A 21,127-nucleotide genomic window follows, 5' to 3' on the forward strand; every position below is an offset into this window, starting at 1 on the left:
CTACCGCGCTGGGTTCGCCGCCCGGCGGCTCGGAGGATCGACGTGGCACTGGGTAGGACGTCCCCGCGGGACCTGCCGCTGTTCGCGGAGCTGACCGGACGGGAGATCAAGGAGATCTTCCGGGCCGGCGAGGAGGTCTCCGTCCCGGCCGGCTGGTCGCTGATCCTGGAGCAGACCCCACCGGACGCCGCGTACCTGATCCTGGCCGGGACCGCCGCGGTCCGGGTCAAGGGCGAGGAGATCGCCGAGCTCGGGCCGGGCGACATCGCCGGCGAGGTCGCGGTCCGGCAGAACCGGTTGCGGACGGCAACGGTCACGGCGCGGTCCCGGTTGCAGCTGCTGCACTTCACCCGGGAGAAGTTCGACGACCTGACCAGCCGGCTGCCGAACTTCCGGGACGCCATCGACGCCACCATCGCCGAGCGCCGCGGTGACCAGGTCTGACCCAGCCGGCGACGCCGCCCCGACGTCGGGCCCGAGTGCTCCGGCCGACCTGCTCGACCTGCAGAAGGAGTTCGAGCGCACGCTGCTCGGCGGGGAGCGCAAGTTCACCCGGGCCGACGTGTCCCGGCGGGCCGGCATCTCCAGCGACCGGGCCGAGCGGATGTGGCGCGCGCTCGGCTTCGCCACCGTGCCGGACGACGAGGTCGCCTTCACCGACGACGACGTCGAGGCGCTCCGGCTGGTCGCGGCGCTGGAGGACGACGGGTTCATCGATCCCGCGGTCGAGTCGTCGCTGGCCCGCAAGCTCGGCCAGACCCAGTCCCGGCTGGCGTCCTGGCAGTCGGCGATGTTCCTGGAGTTCCTCGGCCGGTCCAAGCTGTCCGCGGACGAGGCGATCGAGGTCGCCGACCTGCTGCTGCCCGCGATGGAACGGCTGCAGCGGTACGCCTGGCGCCGGCATCTCGCCGCCGCGGCCGGCCGGGCGATGGCCGGGTCCGAGGAGCTGGCCCGCGGGATCCGGGCGGTCGGGTTCGCCGACATCGTCAGCTACACCCGGCTGACCCGGCGGATGAGCGAGGCCGAGCTGGGCCAGTTGATCGAACGGTTCGAGGGCACCACCGCCGACGTGGTCGCGCACCACGGCGGCCGGGTGATCAAATCGATCGGCGACGAGGTGCTGTTCGTCGCCGACACGGCCGCGCAGGGTGCCGCCGTCGCGCTCGCCCTGCAGGAGACGACCGCCGCCGACGAGGAGCTGCCCGAGCTGCGGATCGGCCTGGCGTACGGCAGCATCCTGATCCGCCTCGGCGACGTGTACGGCGAGACCGTGAACCTCGCCGCCCGGCTCACCTCCGAGTGCAAACCCGGCCGCGTCCTGGCCGACCGCGAGCTGGCCGCGGCGCTCGACGGCCACCACGAGTACCGGCTGCGGCGACTCCGCCGGGTCTCGGTCCGCGGGTACCACCACCTGACCCCGTACGCGCTCCAGCGGGCCGGGGACTGAGAATGGCCGGGTGCGCGAAATCCTGACGTCCGCCGAGCTCGCCGCGGCGGTGGACGACGACCCGATGATCGTCTGGTCCGGGCAGGGCCGCCTCGGCGACGAGGTCCGAGCCTGGTCCGACGGGGACGCGGTGGCCGTGGCGTCGCCGCTGTTGTCGAAGCGGGACCGCCTCGCCGTGTACGGCCCGGCCGATGCGTTGGCTTCGTTGGTCACCGGGGTGTTCGCCGAGGTGGGGACCAGCTTCCGGCCGTTCGGTGACGAGCAGGTGATCCGCGGCCTGGTCGAGCGGGTCCCGGAGCTGACGTTCGCGGCCGCGTTCGGCTGGATGGACACGGCTGCGGCTCCGGCGGACGCGACCACGGCGACCTGGTTCGACGGCGATGCCGGGGTCGAGGAGTTGCTGGCCGAGGCGGCGCCGTCGTCGTACGCGTGGCCGGGGCGTGCCGGCGTCCAGCGGTGGGCGGGGATCACGGACGAGGCCGGGTCCGTGCAGAGCATCGCGGCGGAGGCGTGGAGTGCGCCGGAGATCGGGCTGCTCGCCGGCGTTGCGACCAGGGTCGATGCCCGGGGACAGGGGTTGTCGCGGCAGGTCTGCGCGTTCGTGACAGCCGAGCTGGTCCAGCAGTACGGCCGGTGCGGGCTGATGGTCGACGCGGAGAACGCGGCCGCGATCGCGGTGTACCGGCGGCTGGGCTACACGTACCGGCCGGTGGCGGCGGCCTCGGTGTAGCCCAGCTCGGGTAGTCAGCGGCTCGGACTGACCGTCAACGTCATTCCAGGCGTCCCGCTCGGTGTCGCCGACGGCTTGGTCGGCGGGGCGGACGGCCGGTCGGTCGGAGTGGTGGTCGGGGTGCCGGACGGGGTCGGCGTCGGGTTCGTCTGTGTCGGGGTCGCCGGGGCCGGCGGCGGGACGAACGGTGCCTTGGTGGAGTCCTGGCAGCTCTCGGAGTCGCTCAGACCGTTCTCGTCGGGCTGGATCTCGGCCAGCGGGAACAGGTTCGTCACGGTCTGCGTGCTCTGGTCAACCGGCCGGGTGCGGTACGTGGTGGCGCAGTCCTGCAGGTCGAGGTTGATCGGCTCGCCGCGCTGCGTGTACAGCCGGACCTGGACCGGCCGGCCCTGCTCGTCGAACGGGTAGACGTTGCTGATCGGGTCCCCGTCGTAGGACAGGCCGCGCGGCGTGTAGTTGTAGCCGCTGCTGGGGCGGTAGTCGTTGAACGAGAACAGGCTGGGCGAGGCGCCGACGAAGCTCGCCGCCAGCCAGGCCGGTACCAGCAGGACGGCGACCAGGTTGAGCGGGACGACGTACCAGAGCCAGCGGCGGTCCTGCTGGGTGCGCCGGCCGATCCAGACCGAGATCGCGGCGCCGGCGAGCGCGCCGACCACGGTGACCGCCCCCGCGCCGAAGAGGGCGAAGAACGCGCCGCCGCCGACGAGGCCGCGGGCGACCCACCAGACCGGCTGGCCGATCGCGACGAGCTCCTGCCGGACGGCCGGCGGAATCTGGTCGATCGTCTCCCGGATCGCGCCCTCCGCCTGGTGGCCCCGGGGAGTCTCCAGGACGACCCGTGGATCGTTGCCCCGGAGCGCGCGGACCCCGAGGTACCCGGCGACGATCAGGGCCGTCAGTCCGATCAGGCCGAGGAAGGCGGCGCCGTCGCGGGAGCCGCCGAAGAGGCCGATCAGCAGGAAGAACGGTCCGACCGAGGCCGCGATCACGCCCCACCGCAGCGCCTTGCGAGCCGCCTCCTGGCCGGCGACCCGGTCCGCCGACTGGCTGGGTGGTGGGTACCCGGCCGCGGTCCGTAGCTGGTCGGCGTACTGGCGGGGTGTCCCGAGCCGGTCCTGCAGGCCCGCGACGGTCGGTTCGGTCTCGAACTCGCCGGCGACCTCGCTCAGGTGGCCGGCCACGTCCTCGAGGACGTCCTCCAGCTCGCCGGCCGGCAGGTCGCTCAGCTCGGCCCGGACCTGGGCCAGGTAGGTCGCGACCGCTCCGGTCACTGTGCTGTTCACGCCGCCTCCTCGCGCAGCAGGCCCGACATCGTGTCGGCGAAGTGGTTCCACGTCTTGGTGGACTCGGTCAGCAGCTCACGGCCGCGGGGGTTCAGCCCGTAGTACTTGCGATGCGGGCCCTCCTCGCTCGGCTGCACGTACGACGTCAGCGCCCCGGCCGCGAACAACCGCCGGAGAGTGCCGTAGACCGAGGCGTCCGCGACGTCCTCCAGCCCGGCCGCGCGCAACCGCCGCAACACGTCGTACCCGTACCCGTCCGCCTCTCGCAGCACGGCGAGCACGGCCAGGTCGAGCACTCCCTTGAGCAACTGGCTCGGATCCATCGGGGCCTCTCCTTCCGGTGTTCTGCGCAGGAGACTACTACACATCGCAGAGTACTCCGGCAAGCAGCGCCGCTGGCCGGCGGACCGCCACCACTCACCAACCTCACGAGCTCGGCGGCGGTCAGGCTCAGCCGCAGGGGCAAGCGCGCAACTGTGACGCGTTGGTGAGTGGTGCGCGTCCGCGGGTCAGTGGACGGTGCGGTGCATGGGGTACCAGACCTCGCCCGGGGGAAGTGGTTCGGCGTCGAGGTTCCAGCTCCAGGAGAGGGTGGGGTGGATGCGGCTGTAGGTGCCCGGTCCGACCATGCCGGTCCGGGTGATCGGTGGGTCGGCGAGACCGTAGACGCGGATGCCGTGGGCGACGAACGGGTCGAGCGACAGCAGCTCGTCGAACACGAGGGCGACCATCGGGTGCTCGCGCAGATTGCGGAACTTGCGGGTGCGGACGACCTGCGGACCGGCGCCACCGACCCAGAAATGGGTGCCGTCGTACTCGCAGGCGACCGGGACCAGGTCAGGCTGGCCGGTCGGCCCGACCGTGGCGAACCGGGCCAGCCGATGGGCTTGGAGGTACTCGACCTCGGCGGCGGTGAACGACATGGGGGGCTCCTCTCGAAGGCAGTGCTCTCACTGTCCACACGAACGGGGACCGGCGGAATCGACAGGTCAGCAATTTTGATCAAGTCCGGGTGGCCGGCGAGGTGCACAGTGGGTTCATGACCGACGTGTTCGCAACCTTCGTGGAGACCGTGGCCGAGAGCCTGGACGGATCGTGTCCCGCCGGGGCCGAGCTGGCGCGGCGGGCGCACCTGTCGCGGTACCACTACGACCGGGTGATCACGGCGGCGGCCGGGGAGTCGCCGGCCGCGTTCCGGCGGCGGTTGCTGCTCGAGCGGGCGGCGTACCGGCTGCTGGCCGAGAACGTCGGGGTACTCGAGCTGGCGATCGACGCCGGCTACGGGTCGCACGAGGCTTTCACCCGGGCCTTCGCCCGGGCGTACGGGATGTCACCGCGCGTCTGGCGGCGGGAAACGTCCCGGGTGTTCTTCCTGGACGCGCCCAGCGGGGTGCACTTCCAGCCACCGGCAGGTCTGCGCCTGCCCGCGAGGAAAGAGGCGAGAGGGATGGACGTACTGGTCAGGATGGTCGAGCACCACGTCTGGCTCACCGGCGAGCTGATCGAACGCGGCGCCCGGCTGGACGCCGAGGCGCTGGACCGGCCGATCGAGCTGTCCGTCGAGGGCATCGACGACGACGTGTCGATCCGGTACCTGCTGGACCGGCTGGTCTGGCAGGAGGAGATGTGGCTGGCCTCGGTCGAGGACCGGCCGTTCCAGGTGCCCGAGTGCGGCCGCCAGGTGACCACGCCGATCGGCGAGCTGCGCGACCGGCATGCCGCGGCCGGTTCCCGCTTTGTTGCCCTGGTCAACCGTCTGAACGACGACGGCCGGTTCGACGAGAGCTTCGTCGACACCACCTGCGAACCGCCGCGGGTGTTCACCTACGGCGGCATGGTCGCGCACGTCCTCACCTTCGCGGCGCACCGACGGTCCCTGCTGGTGGGCGCGTTCCACACCGCCGGGATCCGCGACCTCGGCTTCGGCGACCCGATGCACTACATCGCCGACGGCGCCCCGAGTTGAGTTGCCCAGGGCACCGAAATCGGCGGCTGGTCAGGTCCGGGTGATCCGGACCGACTGACCCGCCGCCAGGTCGAGCTCGGCGACATCCTCGCCGAGGCGCACCCGCACCGACGACGGCAGCGCAGCGATGATCCGGGCCTCGGTGAGCGCGTTGTCCGACCAGGTGAGATCGACAGCGAGGCCACCGCGGGCGCGGAGACCCTGGACCGATCCGGCCGGCCAGCTGGTCGGGAGGGCGGGGAGCAGTTCGATCTCGTCCGGAGTGGACTGGACCAGCAGCTCGGCGATCCCGGCGGTCCCCCCGGCGTTGCCGTCGAAGGAGTAGACGTTCTGGACGACGCCGGCGATGCCGCCCGCAGAGTACGACAGCAGGTTGTGTTCGCTCGCGTCGGCGACCAGGCCGCGGAGATGGTGCAAGGCCTGGTCCCCGTTCAGCAGCCGCGCGTAGTACGTGAGCAGGTTCGCCTCGACCCACTCGGTCTGCTCCCAGCCGTCGGCGGCCTGGCGGCGTTCGATCGTGACCTCGGCGGCGCGGGCCAGGTCCGGCGTGGCGCGCGGGGTGATCTGGCGTTCGGGGTACAGCGCGATCAGGTGACTGGTGTGCCGGTGGCTCGGGACCGCCTCGTCGAAGTCGTGCAGCCACTCCTGCAGCTGGCCGTGCTTGCCGACCTGGAACGGCGGCAGCTTCGCCCGGGCGGCGGTGAGCTCGGTGCGGAGTTCCGCGTCGACGTCGAGCAGGCCGGCGGCCTCGGTGCAGATCCGGAACAGCGCTTCGATCAGGACCGTGTCGCAGGTGGCGCCGAGCGAGATCGAGCACTGCTCGCCGTCCGGGGTCAGGTACCAGTTCTCCGGCGAGTCCGACGGACCGCTGAGCAGTTGGCCGGTCTCGGGGTCCTCGGTGAGGTACGCCAGGAAGAACTGCGCGGCGTCGCGGAGCACGGGGTACGCGCGGTCGGCGAGGAACGTGAGGTCCCGGTGGTACTCGAAGTGCTCCCACAGTTGCAGGGAGATCCAGATCCCGCTGGTGACGTGCAGGCCCCAGCCGAGACCCCAGCCGGGGGCCGAGTAGCTCCACGCGTTCGTGACCGTGTGCGAGACCCAGCCGGGCGCGCCGTACATCTCCGCGGCGGTGACCCGGCCACTCGCGCGCAGCCGGTCGATCAGCCCGAACAACGGGAGCTGGCACTCGCCGAGTCCGGTGATCTCGGCGGCCCAGTAGTTCTGCTGAGTGTTGATGTCGAGGTGGAAGTCGTTCGTCCAAGGACCACCCGAGGCGCGGCCGTCGTTCCACACACCCTGCAGCGCCAGCGGCAACGGCGAGTCCGGCCGCGATCCTGCGATGGTGAGGTACCGCCCGTACTGGAAGTACAGCGCGAGCAGCTCGGGATCCTCACCACCCTTGGCGAACAGGGCCCGTCGCTCGTCGGTCGGCAACCCGCGGACCGCATCGTCGGTACGACCGAGGTCGAGCCCCGCCCGCCCGATCAGCGGCACGTAGTCGGCCAGGTGCGCTTCCTTCAACACCTCGTACCCCGGGACGTCGGCGAGCAGCTCCATGGTCCGCGCGATCGGGTCCTCGCCCTGCCAATCGGTGCCCACAGCAACCAAAATCGTCACCGTGGTCGCGTCGGTCACCTGCACCTCGTCCGTCCCGGTGGACAGCACGCCGTCGGTCGCGACCCGGGCCCGGATCTCCACGGTCGCGCCGGTCCGCCCGTCGCTGTGCAGGGTCTCGTACGCCTGGCCGCTGCCGATCAGCGTGTCCTCGTCGGCCGAAACCTCGACCGGGATGGCGCCCTCGCCGAGGGAGATCGTGCACGTCGTCGGCGCGCTCGTCGTCAACCGCGCGACCAGCACGCCGTGCGCGTGGGTGGCGAACACCTCGCGCCGATGCGTGATCCCGTCCAGCTCGAACGAGGTCCGCACGATCGCGTCGGCCAGATCGAGGGACCGCTCGTACGCCGACGCGGTCCCGCTCCCGGCGTACTCGACCAGCAGCGGTGGCAACGGCACGTTGGTCCCGAAGTTGCCGGGCCGGCCGAGCAGGTGGTCGCCGGCCAGCGCCTGCGCCTCGGCGTACTTCCCGGTGAGCAGGAGTCGCCGGATCTGCGGCAGCTTGGTCAGGGCGGTCGGGCTGACATCGGATGACCCGGGGGCGCCGGACCACGCGGTGGACTCGGACAGGTCGATCCGCTCGACCCGGTCGCCGGAGTACACCATGCCGCCGAGCCGGCCGTTCCCGACGGGCAACGCCTCGAACCACCGGGTGGCCGGGGCGGAGTAGGTCAGCCGGCCGGGCGCGGCGGTGGGGACGACGGTCGGCGGAAGCACCTCGTGAGTGAGCACCGGCCAAGGCTAATCGCCCTACCCGCCCGGTGGAGACCTCCGATCACCGGGCGGACGCGGCCGCGCGGATCAGCCGAGCGGGTCGTGCAGGTTCGGGCGTTCGGTCGGGTTGGTGATCCGGACGTCGATCGGCTGCGGCTTCGCCGGGGCGGTCACCTTGCCGGCGGTGACCGGCAGGTTGAGCTTGCTGTGCGCCAGGTCGATGTCGATGGTCGCGCCGGTGTCGTTCGGCGTGGTCCACTCGGTGTCGCTCAAGGTCACCGCGAGACCGAGCACACGCCCCTTCGGGATGACCTCGTCCTGCGCCCGCAGGGGCACCGTCACGGTGGTCCACTGGCCGGGGGTGAGCGGCTTCGGCTTGCTCAGCGAGTCGCTGTGCGCGGCGTCGATCCAGCCGCGGCTGACGATGCCGTGGTCGCTCGCCTCGGTGTACTTCTCGACCGTGTAGTAGCAGCTGTCGTCGAACTCCGTGCTGGAACCCTCGCAGGTACTGACATCCGTCCGCCGGACCCCGGCGTACCGCTCGGCCTCGCCGTACTCGATCAGCCGGGCCGTGATCGGCGTGGTCGTCGAGTCGGCCTTGACCCGCAACGTCACGGTCGGCGTACCGCTGACCCGGATCGGCGTCGGCAGCGGCGCGGACAGGAACATCTGCCGGCCCGCGATCACGTCGGTCGGCGTGGCCACCACGGTGTCCTCGGTCAGCGTCGGGTCGTCGGTCACCGTCACCGTGCCCTTGCCGTAGGCACCGAGTTTGCCCTCGGCCAGCGGGACGCCGACGGTCTTGCCGGTGGCCGGCCAGGTCTTGTAGTCGCGCCACTGGTCCGGCGCCACCTCGACCGACGCCTGCGGCTCGCGCATCACGTTGTTCCGCAGGCCTTGCAGCCAGTAGTCGAACCACTGGTGCAGCTCGTCCACCCAGGCGTCCCGGCGGAACTCGAACGGGTCGACGTGGTCCTCCAGGCCGAGCCAGATCTTCCGCGGCACGTTGTTCTTCGCCAGCGCGTCCCACCACTGGGCGAAATGGTTGGTCTGGACGTTGTAGTCGGCCAGCCCGTGCGTGACGAACACCGAGGCCTTCACCTTCTTGGCGTCCTTCAGGTAATCGCGCTCGGCCCAGAACTTCGTGTAGTCGCCGGTCTCGTCGTCGTCGGACTCGCCGAGGTCGGCACGAACCGCGTCGCAGGCCGGGGTGTCGTGGCCGACGTACCCACCCAGCCAGGGCATGTAGTCGATCGAGTACGGCACGCCACCGGAGCGGGAGTAGTCGTACCAGGAGGAGATCGCCGAGATCGGCACGATCGTCTTCAGCCCGCGGACCCCGGTGGCGGCGACGCCGTTGGCCAGGGTGCCGTCGTAGGACTTGCCGATCATCCCGACGGCGCCGGTGGTCCAGGACGCCTTCACCGGTCGGCCGTCCCCGGTCCGCGCGGTGTTCCGGCCGTTCAGCCAGTCGATCACCGCGACCACGGAGTCGATCTCGTCCTTGCCGCCGACGTCGCCGCACCCGGTGGAGCGGCTGGTGCCGACGATGTCCACGCCGACTACTGCGTACCCGCGGGGGACGAAGTAGTTGTCGTAGAACAACGGCATCTTCTGGATGACGCCGGTCTCGTCGTAGGTCTTCTTCTCGCTCTCGTTGCCGCGGCCGCAGCAGGCGTAGTACGGCGACGCGTCCATGATCACCGGGATCTTCACGCCGGCCGCCTCGGTCTCCCGGGGCCGGACGATGTCGACCGCGATCACGTCCGGCTGCCCGTCGGAGTCGGTGTCCATCGTGGTGTCGACGAAGACCGACTCGCGGATCGCGCCGGCGTAGTCGTACACCGGCTGGGTGCTCCGGGTCCGCGCGTCGACGTGCTCGGGGACACCGGTGGCCAGGCTCGACGGCACCACGGCCGGAGCGTCGGCCGGAGCCGATGGGGGTCCGTCCGGGATGCGGGCGGCCGTGGCGGTGCCGGTGGCCGTGACCAGGCAGAGCACGGTGGACGAGGCCAGGACGGTCACCCTGGCGCGGACGGTCGTCATGGCTGGGAAGGCTAGTCAACCTGTGGCGCCGACGCCAGGCTCTGACGATAATCGCGGCCACTTGACCGCCACGCAGCGTAGTGGACTCCTCCGGTCCGATAGGGTGACCGCCACCCAGGGGGAGCTGTCCGGAAGGTGGGTACCGATGAATCTGCGAGCTCCGGTGACATTGCTGGACGTGGCGCAGCGCGCCGGTGTGTCGGTCGCGACCGCCTCCCGCGTGCTGAACGGGGGCGACCGGGTGCCGCGTCCCGAGCTGCAGGAACGGGTCCGCGCGGCCGCCGCCGAGCTCGGCTACACGCCGAACGCGCAGGCGCAGGCGCTGGCGAAGTCGTCGACGAACGTGGTCGGCATCCTGGTCCACGACATCGAGGACCCGTACTTCGCGGCGATCGCGAACGGCGTGATGCGGGCCGCCGACGAACGCGGCCTGCTGGTGATGATGGCCAGTACGTTCCGGGACGCGGACCGCGAGATCGCCTACCTGTCCTCGCTGCGCGCGCAACGCGCCCGGGCCGCGGTGATGATCGGCAGCCGCCGGACCGACGCCGAGGTGCTGGCCCGGACCGCGGTGGAGATCGAGACCTTTCTCACGTCGGGTGCGGGCCTCGCGCTGGTCAGCCAGTCCGGGATGCCGGCGCACACGATCGAGCCGGACAACCGGCAGGGCGCGGCCGACCTGGCCCGGTCCCTGGTCGGCCAGGGCCTGCGCCGGTTCGGCATCCTGTCCGGCCCGGAGAACCTCGCCACCGCGCGGGACCGCCGGGCCGGGTTCGCCGAAGGGCTGGCCGAGTCCGGGCTCGAGCCGGTGGCCGTCCTGCCGGGCGATTTCACCCGCGACGGCGGCCACAGCGCGGCCGAGGAGTTGCTCGCCCGCAAGCTGGAGCTGGACTGCCTGTTCGCCGTCAACGACGTGATGGCCGTCGGCGCGATGTCGGCGCTGCGCAGCCGCGGCGTCGACGTGCCAGGGCAGCTCGGTGTGGCCGGGTTCGACGACATCGCGACCCTGCGGGACGTCTGGCCCGGGCTGACCACGGTCCGGCTGCCGCTGGAGCAGATGGGCCGCCGGGCGCTGGAGCTCGCGGTCGAGGGCGGCGAGCCGAAGACGGAGACCTTCAGCGCCGAGGTGGTGCTGCGGGACAGCACCGGGAAACGCTGACCCGGCGGGCTGAAATATCCTCGGTGCCGTGACCGAGGACGTACAGATCTCCGAGTTGTTCGACCCGTCGGCGTGGAAGGCGGTCGACGGCTTCGACCTGACCGACATCACGTACCACCGCGCGGTCGACGCCGGCGTGGTCCGGATCGCCTTCAACCGGCCCGAGGTACGCAACGCCTTCCGGCCGAGGACCGTCGACGAGCTGTACCGCGTGCTCGACCACGCGCGGATGTCGAGCGACGTCGGCTGCGTGCTGCTCACCGGCAACGGCCCCTCCCCGCGGGACGGCGGCTGGGCGTTCTGCTCCGGCGGTGACCAGCGGATCCGCGGCAAGGACGGGTACAAGTACGCCGAGGGCACGACCGCCGACACGATCGACCCGGCGAAGGCGGGCCGGCTGCACATCCTCGAGGTGCAGCGGCTGATCCGCTTCATGCCGAAGGTGGTCATCTGCGTCGTCCCGGGGTGGGCCGCCGGCGGTGGGCACAGCCTGCACGTGGTCGCCGACCTCACCCTCGCCTCCGCCGAACACGCCCGCTTCAAGCAGACCGACGCGGACGTGGCCTCGTTCGACGGCGGCTTCGGCTCGGCGTACCTGGCCCGTCAGGTCGGGCAGAAGTTCGCCCGCGAGATCTTCTTCCTGGGCGACGAGTACTCCGCCGAGGACGCGCACCGGATGGGCATGGTCAACAAGGTCGTCCCGCACGCCGAGCTCGAGGCGGTCGCGCTGGACTGGGGCCGGAAGATCTGCGCCAAGTCGCCGACCGCGCAGCGGATGCTGAAGTACGCGTTCAACCTGGTCGACGACGGCCTGGTCGGGCAGCAGCTGTTCGCCGGCGAGGCGACCCGGCTGGCGTACGGCACCGACGAGGCCGCCGAGGGCCGCGACTCCTTCCTGGAGAAGCGCCCGGCCGACTGGTCCGGGTTCCCGTACGCCTTCTAGGCAAGGGGTTCCCGGCGCGATTCAGTTGCCCTGGGCGCCGATCTTGCGGTCGGCGTCGGTCGCGTTCCGGTGCCACTTCTGGCTCTCGGCGCCGGTGCAGGTGCGGAGGAAGAGCCGCTTGCCGTTGTCGCCGCCGTCCACGGTGACGCACTTGCCGGTCGCGGCCGGGTTGACCAGCTCGTTGGAGTTGGTGATCCGGAACTGCTGGGCGGCGCTGCCGTTGCAGGCGACCAGCTGGACCGGGGTGTTCTCGGCGATCGAGCCCCAGGCCAGGTCCATGCACTGGTCCAGCGCGCGGACGGTGCCGTCGGTCTTGAACGACCAGATCTGGCCACCGGCGTCGTGGCAGTCCCAGACCTGCAACGGGGTGCCGTCGGTCCCGGCACCGGCCCGGCCGTCCTTCACGTCCACGCACCGCGCGGCGCCGTCGCTGCGCAACCTGGCCGGCGCGTTCGGCATCGGCTGCACGCCGTCGGGGTCCTTCTGCACCATCGGCTGCGGTTGCTCGACCTTCTCGGTCACCTTGGTGGTCACCGTCGTGGTCGCGGTCAGCGGCGCCGGCGGCGGCAACGGCTTGCCCGGCGCGGTCACCGTGGTGGTTGTCGGCGGCAACGTCACGGTGGTGCCGGGCCGGACCACGGTCTCCTGGCCGCCCGGCGCGGTCACCGTCACGGTCGCGGTCGCCACCGACACGCGCGGCTCCCCGGTCACGGTCGTGGTCCTGGTCACCTCCGGGCCGGTGGTCGGCGTGCTGGTGGGCGTGGCGGTCGGGGTGGTGGTGGTTCGTGAGGTGAGCGGCGCGTCCACGCTGACGATCGTGTCCGACTTCCCGCCGCCGAGGTGGGTCAGGATCGGGACGGCGACGGCCGCGCCCGCCACGAAGGTGGTGACGAAGGCCGTCGTCATCCAGGCCCGCCGGTCGGGCAGCGACGTCACCCGGGGCGTCAGCGGACGGCGGGCGAACGTCTTGGCGAACCGGGTCGAGCCCGGACCGTCGGACCGGCGGGACCGGGCGAATCGAGGAGGCCGCACGTCAACTCCAGGCGTCTAGGGCGATCAGCCGGCCGCCTCCGGCAAGGGCGGCCAGGTCGAGCGTTCGCGGGGTCGTTGCCGGAATCGAACGTGACCCCGAAGATCACCGTTCCGTTACTCGATGAACCATAGGCGTTACGCATCGTTCATCGGAAGCGATTGCATCGGTTGTCTTCAGAAGTTAAATTAAACAGCGAATTTCGGGTCTCTGCTCTGTACCGCCCCAACCTGTGAGGTCCGTCATCAACGACATCAGCCCCGGCAGGATGCATGCGATCGAGCTCTGTCTGGCCGAACGCGACAGCCTGCGCCGCTACGTGAAGAGCCTGGTCGGCTGGGACACGTTCGCTGTCGAGGACGTGGTCCAGGAGACCCTGATGCGCGCCTGGCAGCAGGCCGAGACGCTGGACTGGGAGAGCCGGCCGATCCGGATGTGGCTGTTCCGGGTCGCCCGCAACCTGGTCGTCGACCTGCACCGCCGGGAGCGGCGCGCGGTCCCGAGCGGTCTGTGCGAGGCCGAGTTCGCGACCACCATCAGCGCGCCGGACCCGGCCGAGCGGGTCACCGACCGGCACGTCCTGGTCGACGCGCTCCGGCGGCTGTCCCCCGCGCACCGCGAGGTGATCGTCCGGGTCCACCTGCGCGGCCAGCCCGGCGAGGTCGTCGCCACCGCCCTCGGAGTACCGCTCGGCACCGTGAAGTCGCGGACCCACACCGCGGTCCGCGCGTTGCGCGCCGACCTGTTGCGCCGCGACTGGGGCGAGGCCGCTGCATGAGCGCGATGGGAGGAGGCAGCAGCACCCACCAGGTGCTCGGGTACATCGGCCTGGGACTGCTGTTCCTCGTCCTGCTCAATCTGCTGGTCCGCAAACTCGGCGGCTGGCGCCGGTTGTTCCGCTGGATCAAGCGGGAGACCAGCCGGACCGTGCACGCCTTCACCGATCCGATCCGGGACCGGGTCCGGTACCGCCGCCGGCTGCGCTTCCTGATGCGCGTGCTGCGGAACCACGCCGGCTGGGCCCAGGCCGAGCAGGCGATGACGTTCGCGGCCGCGGTCGACTCCGCGATGGTGCCGTACGCACTGGCACTGACCAAGCGCCGGATCGGCGTCCTGGTCGCGGGCTCCGCGGTGGAGCGGCCGCTGCCCGAGCCGTGGGAGAAGGACGAGGACGATCCGCGGTTGTGGTGGATCCCGCGGGACGAGCTCGCCGAGTACTCGCTGCCGTCCAGCCATACGCCGGCCCAAACGCCGTTGCTGGTCTGTCTCGGCACCGGGAGCGAGGGCCGGAGCGCGATCATGATCGACCTGCTGGCCGGACCGCCCTCGTTGTCGGTGTACGGCGTGCCCCGGACCGCCAAGGCCGTCGTCCAGGCGCTGGCCGCGCAGCTCGACGTCCGGCTGCCGGCCGGGGCGGTCGATGTTGCCGAGGGCATCCATGACCGGCACGACGGGCTGCGGCTGGACGAAGCGCTGAAGCGGATCGGGGCGTGGTTCGTGGTCGGCGCGGCGCCGGTGGAGCAGGCGGTCCCGTCCGGCGTCCGGCTCGTCAGCCTCGGGGTGGCTCGGGGGAGTTCGCGGCTGGTGGAAGCGACCGCCGAGCGCGGCCTGCGGCTGCACGGCGCGGCGTCCTGGCTGAAGATCGACCCGTTGCCGTTGGCAAGGGCCGTCGCACGGTCGGTCCGCCGGCTGCCGCCGCACGACTTCGAGACCCGGGGACCGGCCCGGCCGGCGACCACGACCGACGACCTGGACGACCTGCGGGTACCGGCCGGGGTGTCCGGGGTCTCGGTGCTCGGTCCGGACCAGGGCCGGCCGATCGACCGGCCCACCGACGCGTCGACACCGAAGGCGACCTCGTGGACCTGAACCTCACCACCGTCGAGCAGCAGGGCACCCGGCGGACCGACCGGGTGGTCAAGCTCCCGCGCGGGCTCTCCGTCGGCGCCCTCGCCGAAAGCCTGGGCAGCCCGGGCCAGGCGTTGTTCGTGGGCCGCCGGAAGCTCAACCCGGCCGCGCCGCTGGCCGGGTCCGGGGTCCGGGACGGCGGTGTCCTCGGGATCGGTGCCCCCGCCGACACGCCCGACCTGCTGCAACGACCGGCCGGGCCCGTCCCGGTCACCGTCGAGCTGCACGCGGTCTCCGGTCCGGACGCGGGCCGGATCTGGCGGATCGGGCCCGGCAGCCACGAGATCGGGTCCGACCCGCTCTGCGCGATCCGGCTGAACGGCTCCGGCGTACCGCCGCGTGGGCTGTGGATCACGGTCGGGCCGGCCGGTGAGACGTACTGGCACCAGACCGAGCCGATGAACGGCAAGGTGATGAGCCGGCTGATCGGGCCGCCCGACGACGACGCCGCGACCAGCGCGATCCGGGTCAAGGACCTGGCGAACCCGGCCGCCGACGAGCGATCACCCGCGATCGACCCGGGGGAGAGCCCGGTCGGCCAGATCAACGAGTGGCTGCCGGAGGAGGACCTCTCGGTCGGCTCGGTGTTGTTGCGGTGCAGCGGTTCGCTGGAGCCGGTGGCCGCGGTCCGGTTCTCCGACGACGGGTTCGGGCTGGACTACAACCGGCCACCGCGGATCGCGCCGCACCTGGACGACGAGAAGCTGCGGCTGCCGACCGCGCCGACCCCACCGCCGAAGCGGCCGTTCCCGTGGCCGATCGTGATCGCACCGGTGGTGCTCGGCATGGTGATGGTCTGGCTGCTGAACTCGTACTACTTCCTGGTCTTCACGATGCTGAGCCCGCTGATGATGGGGATGAACTTCTTCAGCGGCCGGAAGAACAACCGGGCCGAGCACCTGGAGGCGATCCGCCGGTACAACGCCCGGAAGGCGGCGCTGGAGGAGGAGATCAGCGACGCGGTCGCCCGGGAACGCCTGATCCGCAACGTGACCGCGCCGGACCCGGTCCGGATCGCCCAGCTCGCCACGATGCCGGGCAGCCGGTTGTGGGAGCGCCGCCGGTCCGACCCCGACTACCTGCTGCTCCGGCTCGGTACCGCCGACCAGCCGTCGCTGAAGGAGTTGGACGACCAGAGCCGTGAGGAGAACCACCGGACGATCCGGTGGACCATCCCGGACGCGCCGGTCGCTGTTCCGCTGCGGGGACACGGCGTCATCGGGATCGCCGGGCGGGATGCGGAATCCCGCTCGCTCAGCCGCTGGATGGTGATCCAGGCCGCGGTGATGCACTCGCCGCGGATGCTGCGCATCGTCGTCCTGGCCGAGCCGGACCGCGCCGACGACTGGAACTGGGTCCGCTGGTTGCCGCATCTTCGGCCGGAAGGCGCGCCCGCGGCGGTCCTGATCGCGAACGACGACGCCACCACGACGGCCCGGGTCACCGAGCTGATCTCCCAGGTCCAGGGCCGGCAGCGCCGGATCGAGGCGTCCGGCCGGAACGCGCCGCTGTCCGACCCGGAGGTCGTCGTGATCGCCGACGGGGCCCGCCGGCTGCGCGACGTCCCGGGGTTCATCCAGGTTCTGACCGACGGCCCGTCCGTCGGGGTGTACAGCATCTGCCTGGACCGGGACGAGCGGCTGCTGCCCGAGGAATGCGGCGCGGTCCTCGCGACCGGGCTGCAGCACCTGACCGTGAAGCGGCCCGGCCTTCCGGACCAGAAGAACGTGCGCATCGACCTGGTCACCGCCGAGTGGTGCGAGCAGATCGCCCGGGCGCTGGCCCCGATCCGCGACGTCAGCCCGGACCACGACGCCGGTCTGCCCAAGCGGGTCAAGCTGCTGGACGAGCTGGACCTGGAGCCGCCGACCGCGGAGACGCTGGTCGGCCGCTGGCAGCGCCGCCCGGCGAGTACGGCGTTCGTGCTGGGCGCCGACTTCGACGGCCGGCTCGCGGTGGACCTGGTGGCCGACGGCCCGCACGGCCTGATCGCGGGGACCACCGGGTCCGGCAAGTCGGAGCTGCTGCAGACCATGGTCGCGTCGCTGGCGGCCGTCAACCGGCCGGACGAGCTGACCTTCGTCCTGGTCGACTACAAGGGCGGCAGCGCGTTCAAGGAGTGTGCCGGTTTGCCGCACACCCTGGGCATGGTGACCGACCTCGACACCCACCTGGTGGAGCGGGTGCTCGAGTCCCTCGAGGCCGAGCTGCGCCGCCGGGAGCGGATCCTCGCCGCGGCCGACGCCAAGGACCTGCCCGACTACCAGGCCAAGCGGGTCCTGGATCCGGAGCTCGCCCGGCTGCCGCGGCTGGTGCTGATCATCGACGAGTTCGCCGCGATGGTGCGCGAGATCCCCGACTTCGTCCCCGGGCTGATCGGTATCGCCCAGCGCGGCCGCTCGCTCGGCATCCACCTGATCCTGGCGACCCAGCGGCCCGGTGGTGTCGTCACCGGCGACATCCGGGCGAACACCAACCTGCGGATCGCCCTGCGGGTGACCGATCCGGCCGAGAGCCAGGACGTCGTCGACGTCAACGAGGCGGCCTCTATCAACCCGTCGATCCCCGGCCGGGCCGTGATCCGGCGCGGACCCCGGCTGGCCGACCTGTTCCAGACCGCCTGGGTCGGCGCCGAACGCGATCTCGCCGACGACCTGGTCGAGCAGGGTCCGGTCGAGCCGTCGAACGTGCACGTCACCGATCTCGACTGGGCGTCGCTCGGCAAGGCCGTCCAGCTCGACGACCTGCCGGTGATCGAGGACGCGGCCCCGACCGGTCCCGCGGTCACCGACCTGAACGCGCTGGTCGAGGCGATCCGGCAGGCGGCCGAGCAACTGGACGACTTCACGCCCCAGCCACAACCGTGGCGGCCGGCGCTCAAGGAGCAGATGCTGCTGTCGGAGCTGCCGGACACGAGCCACCAGGCGCTGTTCGCGCCGTACGCGCTGGAAGACCTGCCCGCGTTGCAGCAGCAGCGGGTCGCCGGGGTCGACTTCGAGACCTTCGGCCACCTGTACGTGATCGGGGCCCCGCGCACCGGCCGGACCCAGATGCTGCGCACCCTGGCCGGGTCCGCGGCGAAGAACATCGGGGTCGCCGATCTGCACATCTACGGGCTCGACGCGGCCGGCGGCGGTCTGGCCGTACTCGAGGCGCTGCCGCACTGTGGAGCCGTCGCGTCCCGGCACGACATGGAGCGCATGAGCCGCGTCCTGCGCCGGCTCAACCAGGAGATCACCGAGCGCCAGGAGCTGGCCGGCAAGCACAACGCCACCGGCCTGACCGAGCTGCGCAAGGCCCTGCCGAAGGCAGACCGCCCGGCGCACATCCTGGTCCTGATCGACGGCTGGGACGCGTTGGCGGCGACGCTGGACGACCACGACCAGGGCCAGATGCTGCAGGACGTCATCCGGTTGCTGCGCGAGGGCGCGGGCGTCGGCGTCCACTGTGTGATGACCTCGGAACGCTCCCTGCTCGGCGGGCGGCTGGCTTCGCACAACGACCACAAACTGCTGCTGCGCCAGGCCGAGCGGACCGACTACCAGGCGGCCGGCCTCCGGCTCACCAAGGTCCCCGCGCACGTGAACGCCGGTCGCGGCTGGCACGTCCTGACCGGCTCCGAGACCCAGGTCGCGGTCCTGGCCGAAGGCGGCGGAGCCGCGCAGGTGGAGGCGATCCGCGAGATCGCCGTCGCGGCCAGGAAGCGGGACGCGAAGGTCCCGGCGGCACGGCGCCCGATCCCGGTCGCCGAACTGCCGACGTCGGTGGAGTTCTCGGCCGCGTACGACCTGGTCCCGGCCGACGACCGGCGACCGTTGTGGGGTCTGATCGGGCTCGGTGGCGACGACGCCGGTCCGCTCGGCGTCGACCTGTCCGGGGTCGCGTCGTCGTTCGCGGTCCTCGGGCCCCCTGGGTCGGGCCGGAGCAACACGCTGTCCTGTCTGGCCGTCTCGCTGCTGGCCGGTGGGACGTCGCTGGTCCTGATCACCCCGCGGGAGAGCCAGCTGCGCATGCTCGAACGGCATCCGCAGGTGGTGCTGATGAGTGACTCCGATCCCGGCGAGGACGTGCTCCGCTCGACCCTCGACCAGATCAGCGGTCCCAAGGTCGTCCTGATCGACGACGCCGACCTGCTCATGTCGGCCGCGGCGGACCGGGTCCTCAAGGAGATCATCGTCTCCGGCCGGGACAACGGCGTCGGGCTCGTCTTCGCCGCTTCCACGGACGGCTTCCAGTCCGGCATGGGCGGCTGGCCGACCGCGGCTCGACGGGCCCGCCGCGGCGTGGTCACCGAGCCCCGCTCCTTCGGCGACGGCGACCTGATCGGGGTACGCCTGAACCACAACATCACCCGGGCCGCCCCGCGGACCGGCCGGGCCTGGACCACCGGACCCGGTTCCACGCCGGTCGCCGTCCAGCTCCCGCTCACCACGTTGCGCGTCTGAGGACCGGAACCTCCCAGCACGCAAAGAGCTCCGGGAGTTCCCCGCGGGGATCTCTCCGGAGCTCTTCGGACGAGCTCGGCCGGACCGGCCCTATTTCGTCTGGTTCAGGCTGTCGGTGATGCCCTGGTCGAACTCCTCGGCGTTCTTCTTGATGCCGTTGAACATGTCGGAGAAGTCGTTGATGCCCTTCACCGCGGCCTGCAGGCTGGAGTCGAAGTTGTTGTAGGTGCTGCGGATGACCTCGCTGGACTGCTTGAAGACCATGCCGTCCTCGACCAGGGTGTTCACCCGGTCCCGCAGCGTGCCGATCAGCGGAACGATCTGCTCGTGCGCGTTCTTCATCAGGTTGGTGACGTCGACGATCTTGCCGTAGTCGAGGTTGATGCCGTCTTGCGCCATGGCGGTTCACTCACTTCCTGGTTGGGCTGAAAACTGGGGTGGGAGGGGATGTCCGGGCGCCGGGTCGCCGTCGGGTGCTAGCCCGGCAGCGCGTCCTTGATGCCCTGGTCGAAGTCCTTCGCGTTCTGCTCGATGGCCTCGAACATCAGGGAGAACTCCTTGATGCCCTGGACAACTTCCCGCAGCGAGGTGTCGAAGGTGTTGTAGAGGTTGCGGATGGTGTCGCTCGACGTCTTGAAGACCAGGCCGTCCTCGACCAGGGTGTTCACCCGGGTGTGCAGCGTCGCGATCTGCGGCACCAGCCGGGCGTTCGCGTCGCTCAGCAGGCCGGCCGCCTCTTCGATCTTGCCGTACTCGAGGTTGATGCCGTCTTGCGCCATGACGGTTCACTCACTTCCTGGTCGGCCGTTCCTGGTGGCGTGGACAATCCCGCGGTAGCGGGGTGGATCAGGTGGTGTCGCCGCCGTTCTCCTCGATGCTCTCCGGAGTCTCGACCCAGTCCTGGCTGGTCCCTCGCCAGTCGTCCGGTCCCCGGGTGTACTCGTGCACCGTGCCGTCGGAGTCGGTCACCGTCTGGGTACCGCTGCCGTCGGGCTCGATGGTGGTGTCGGTGACGTCCTTCTTCCCGTCGGTGTCGGTGCTGGTCGACACGCTGTGTGAACCGCCCTCGTCGTCCAGCTTGGTCTCGTTGTGCACCGTGCTGCCGTCGGGATAGTTGCTGTTGGAAACGATCGTGTTGCCGTCGTCGCTGTAGTCGGTCACCGAGGTGTATGTCTTGCCGTCGTAGGTGACGGTGGTCTCTTCCTTGATGACGTTGCCCTCGTCGTCCAGGGTCAGGTGGGTGTTGACGTTGCCCCGGTCGGTGACGATCGTCTGGTCCAGCGGCGGGTCGTCGCCGGGGTCGGTGGCGCTGCAGAAGTCCGGCGGGTCGTCGCCGACGCACTCGTCCTTGTGCTCCAGGTAGTAGTCCCAGGTGGCCTTCTCGCGCTGGTAGTTCGACAGCGCCAGGTTGCTGTTGGTGGCGTGCATGCCCTGGGCGATCTCGGCGTCGAACTGCAGGAACGCCTCACCGACGGAACCGAACGAGTCGCCGAGCTTGGTCAGCCCGTCCTTCGCCTTGCCCATCGTGTACTCGGCGTTGGACTGCAGGGAGTACACGGCGGAGGAGATCTCGCTGCTGCCCAGTTCGTCGTCCGCGCTGCCGTCGCCGAGGGACTTGAACACGTCGTCGTCCATCGACGGGATCAGGTCGTTGGCGAGTTCGTGCAGGTCCTTCTTCGCGTCGTTGAGCAGGTTGTAGTCCATCTTGATGTCGGCCATCGCACCTCCTGCTGTCCAGCCGGTTCCACCCAGACCACGCCGCAGCGGCGCGCGAGGTTCAGAAATGGTCTCCGCCGGAATTTCCGGCCGCCGGACTGAACCGTGGGGCGCCCTGCGGCGTGG

General features: G+C 71.1%; 18 protein-coding genes. 9 read left to right on the forward strand and 9 right to left on the reverse strand.

The window, feature by feature from the left end:
• Positions 1–42 precede the first annotated feature (42 nt).
• The 3 genes from FB561_RS09895 to FB561_RS09905 are packed head-to-tail and all read left to right on the forward strand — an operon-like array spanning position 43 to position 2,177.
• Positions 43–444 carry a cyclic nucleotide-binding domain-containing protein gene (locus FB561_RS09895; protein WP_145805260.1) on the forward strand — a complete coding sequence of 134 codons (402 nt, stop codon included), beginning with the start codon at positions 43–45 and terminating at the stop codon, positions 442–444.
• A complete protein-coding gene (locus FB561_RS09900; RefSeq protein WP_145805263.1) occupies positions 431–1,447 on the forward strand; it encodes an adenylate/guanylate cyclase domain-containing protein in 1,017 nt (338 codons plus the stop codon). The genes FB561_RS09895 and FB561_RS09900 overlap by 14 nt, the downstream gene beginning before the upstream one ends.
• A 10-nt stretch (positions 1,448–1,457) precedes the next feature.
• Complete coding sequence (locus tag FB561_RS09905; RefSeq protein ID WP_145805265.1) at positions 1,458–2,177, forward strand: GNAT family N-acetyltransferase; 720 nt, start codon at positions 1,458–1,460, stop codon at positions 2,175–2,177.
• Between the two features lie 14 nt (positions 2,178–2,191).
• Here the strand turns inward: FB561_RS09905 and FB561_RS09910 are convergent, their stop codons facing one another.
• The 3 genes from FB561_RS09910 to FB561_RS09920 form a co-directional block, all read right to left on the reverse strand.
• Positions 2,192–3,460: a DUF1700 domain-containing protein gene (locus tag FB561_RS09910; protein ID WP_145805267.1), complete on the reverse strand. Its 1,269-nt coding sequence runs from the start codon at positions 3,458–3,460 to the stop codon at positions 2,192–2,194.
• Positions 3,457–3,783, reverse strand: coding sequence for a PadR family transcriptional regulator (locus FB561_RS09915; RefSeq protein WP_145805269.1), 327 nt, complete (start codon positions 3,781–3,783; stop codon positions 3,457–3,459). Before FB561_RS09915 ends, FB561_RS09910 begins: the two co-directional genes overlap by 4 nt.
• 186 nt (positions 3,784–3,969) lie before the next feature.
• Positions 3,970–4,383, reverse strand: coding sequence for a PPOX class F420-dependent oxidoreductase (locus FB561_RS09920; RefSeq protein WP_145805272.1), 414 nt, complete (start codon positions 4,381–4,383; stop codon positions 3,970–3,972).
• A 116-nt stretch (positions 4,384–4,499) separates the two neighbouring features.
• On the opposite strand from FB561_RS09920, the gene FB561_RS09925 reads away from it, so the two are divergent.
• A complete protein-coding gene (locus FB561_RS09925; protein WP_145805274.1) occupies positions 4,500–5,426 on the forward strand; it encodes a helix-turn-helix domain-containing protein in 927 nt (308 codons plus the stop codon).
• A 30-nt stretch (positions 5,427–5,456) separates the two neighbouring features.
• On the opposite strand, the gene FB561_RS09930 is transcribed toward FB561_RS09925, so the two are convergent.
• Together FB561_RS09930 and FB561_RS09935 are read right to left on the reverse strand one after the other, a co-directional pair.
• A complete protein-coding gene (locus tag FB561_RS09930; protein WP_202880581.1) occupies positions 5,457–7,772 on the reverse strand; it encodes a glycoside hydrolase family 95 protein in 2,316 nt (771 codons plus the stop codon).
• A 69-nt stretch (positions 7,773–7,841) separates the two neighbouring features.
• Entirely contained in the window at positions 7,842–9,800 is a 1,959-nt protein-coding gene (locus FB561_RS09935) for a Xaa-Pro dipeptidyl-peptidase (RefSeq protein WP_145805275.1), read from the reverse strand.
• Positions 9,801–9,945: 145 nt separating this feature from the next.
• Here FB561_RS09935 and FB561_RS09940 point away from each other — a divergent pair, with 145 nt between their 5' ends.
• On the forward strand, positions 9,946–10,959 hold the full coding sequence (locus tag FB561_RS09940; RefSeq protein ID WP_145805277.1) for a LacI family DNA-binding transcriptional regulator: 1,014 nt from the start codon (positions 9,946–9,948) through the stop codon (positions 10,957–10,959).
• Positions 10,960–10,987: 28 nt separating this feature from the next.
• Complete coding sequence (locus FB561_RS09945; RefSeq protein ID WP_145805279.1) at positions 10,988–11,902, forward strand: 1,4-dihydroxy-2-naphthoyl-CoA synthase; 915 nt, start codon at positions 10,988–10,990, stop codon at positions 11,900–11,902.
• Positions 11,903–11,923: 21 nt separating this feature from the next.
• Here FB561_RS09945 and FB561_RS09950 read toward each other — a convergent pair whose 3' ends face one another.
• Positions 11,924–12,934 (reverse strand): RICIN domain-containing protein, encoded by a 1,011-nt coding sequence (locus tag FB561_RS09950; protein ID WP_145805281.1) that lies wholly within the window; start codon positions 12,932–12,934, stop codon positions 11,924–11,926.
• Positions 12,935–13,200: 266 nt separating this feature from the next.
• On the opposite strand from FB561_RS09950, the gene FB561_RS09955 reads away from it, so the two are divergent.
• From FB561_RS09955 to FB561_RS09965, 3 genes are read left to right on the forward strand one after another with little or no spacing between them, the layout of a single operon-like run.
• Positions 13,201–13,710, forward strand: a complete 510-nt coding sequence (locus FB561_RS09955) for a sigma-70 family RNA polymerase sigma factor (protein WP_145805283.1) — start codon at positions 13,201–13,203, stop codon at positions 13,708–13,710.
• Entirely contained in the window at positions 13,707–14,801 is a 1,095-nt protein-coding gene (locus FB561_RS09960; RefSeq protein ID WP_145805285.1) for a hypothetical protein, read from the forward strand. Before FB561_RS09955 ends, FB561_RS09960 begins: the two co-directional genes overlap by 4 nt.
• Entirely contained in the window at positions 14,792–19,285 is a 4,494-nt protein-coding gene (locus FB561_RS09965) for an FtsK/SpoIIIE domain-containing protein (protein ID WP_145805287.1), read from the forward strand. The genes FB561_RS09960 and FB561_RS09965 overlap by 10 nt, the downstream gene beginning before the upstream one ends.
• A 90-nt stretch (positions 19,286–19,375) precedes the next feature.
• On the opposite strand, the gene FB561_RS09970 is transcribed toward FB561_RS09965, so the two are convergent.
• The 3 genes from FB561_RS09970 to FB561_RS09980 all read right to left on the reverse strand — a co-directional run bounded on the left by FB561_RS09970 (position 19,376) and on the right by FB561_RS09980 (position 21,004).
• Positions 19,376–19,684, reverse strand: coding sequence for a hypothetical protein (locus FB561_RS09970; RefSeq protein ID WP_145805289.1), 309 nt, complete (start codon positions 19,682–19,684; stop codon positions 19,376–19,378).
• A gap of 77 nt (positions 19,685–19,761) precedes the next feature.
• Complete coding sequence (locus FB561_RS09975; protein WP_145805291.1) at positions 19,762–20,064, reverse strand: hypothetical protein; 303 nt, start codon at positions 20,062–20,064, stop codon at positions 19,762–19,764.
• Between the two features lie 67 nt (positions 20,065–20,131).
• On the reverse strand, positions 20,132–21,004 hold the full coding sequence (locus FB561_RS09980; RefSeq protein WP_145805293.1) for a hypothetical protein: 873 nt from the start codon (positions 21,002–21,004) through the stop codon (positions 20,132–20,134).
• Between the last annotated feature and the right edge of the window lie 123 nt (positions 21,005–21,127).

Source organism: Kribbella amoyensis, assembly GCF_007828865.1.
GTDB lineage: Bacteria > Actinomycetota > Actinomycetes > Propionibacteriales > Kribbellaceae > Kribbella > Kribbella amoyensis.

Bases quoted from the DNA above. Each gene is read 5' to 3' on its own strand.
- FB561_RS09925 (WP_145805274.1), top strand. From the start codon at position 4,500: ATGACCGACGTGTTCGCAACCTTCGTGGAGACCGTGGCCGAGAGCCTG.
- FB561_RS09975 (WP_145805291.1), bottom strand. From the start codon at position 20,064: ATGGCGCAAGACGGCATCAACCTCGAGTACGGCAAGATCGAAGAGGCG.
- FB561_RS09915 (WP_145805269.1), bottom strand. From the start codon at position 3,783: ATGGATCCGAGCCAGTTGCTCAAGGGAGTGCTCGACCTGGCCGTGCTC.
- FB561_RS09935 (WP_145805275.1), bottom strand. From the start codon at position 9,800: ATGACGACCGTCCGCGCCAGGGTGACCGTCCTGGCCTCGTCCACCGTG.
- FB561_RS09955 (WP_145805283.1), top strand. From the start codon at position 13,201: ATGCATGCGATCGAGCTCTGTCTGGCCGAACGCGACAGCCTGCGCCGC.
- FB561_RS09980 (WP_145805293.1), bottom strand. From the start codon at position 21,004: ATGGCCGACATCAAGATGGACTACAACCTGCTCAACGACGCGAAGAAG.
- FB561_RS09920 (WP_145805272.1), bottom strand. From the start codon at position 4,383: ATGTCGTTCACCGCCGCCGAGGTCGAGTACCTCCAAGCCCATCGGCTG.
- FB561_RS09970 (WP_145805289.1), bottom strand. From the start codon at position 19,684: ATGGCGCAAGACGGCATCAACCTCGACTACGGCAAGATCGTCGACGTC.
- FB561_RS09940 (WP_145805277.1), top strand. From the start codon at position 9,946: ATGAATCTGCGAGCTCCGGTGACATTGCTGGACGTGGCGCAGCGCGCC.
- FB561_RS09960 (WP_145805285.1), top strand. From the start codon at position 13,707: ATGAGCGCGATGGGAGGAGGCAGCAGCACCCACCAGGTGCTCGGGTAC.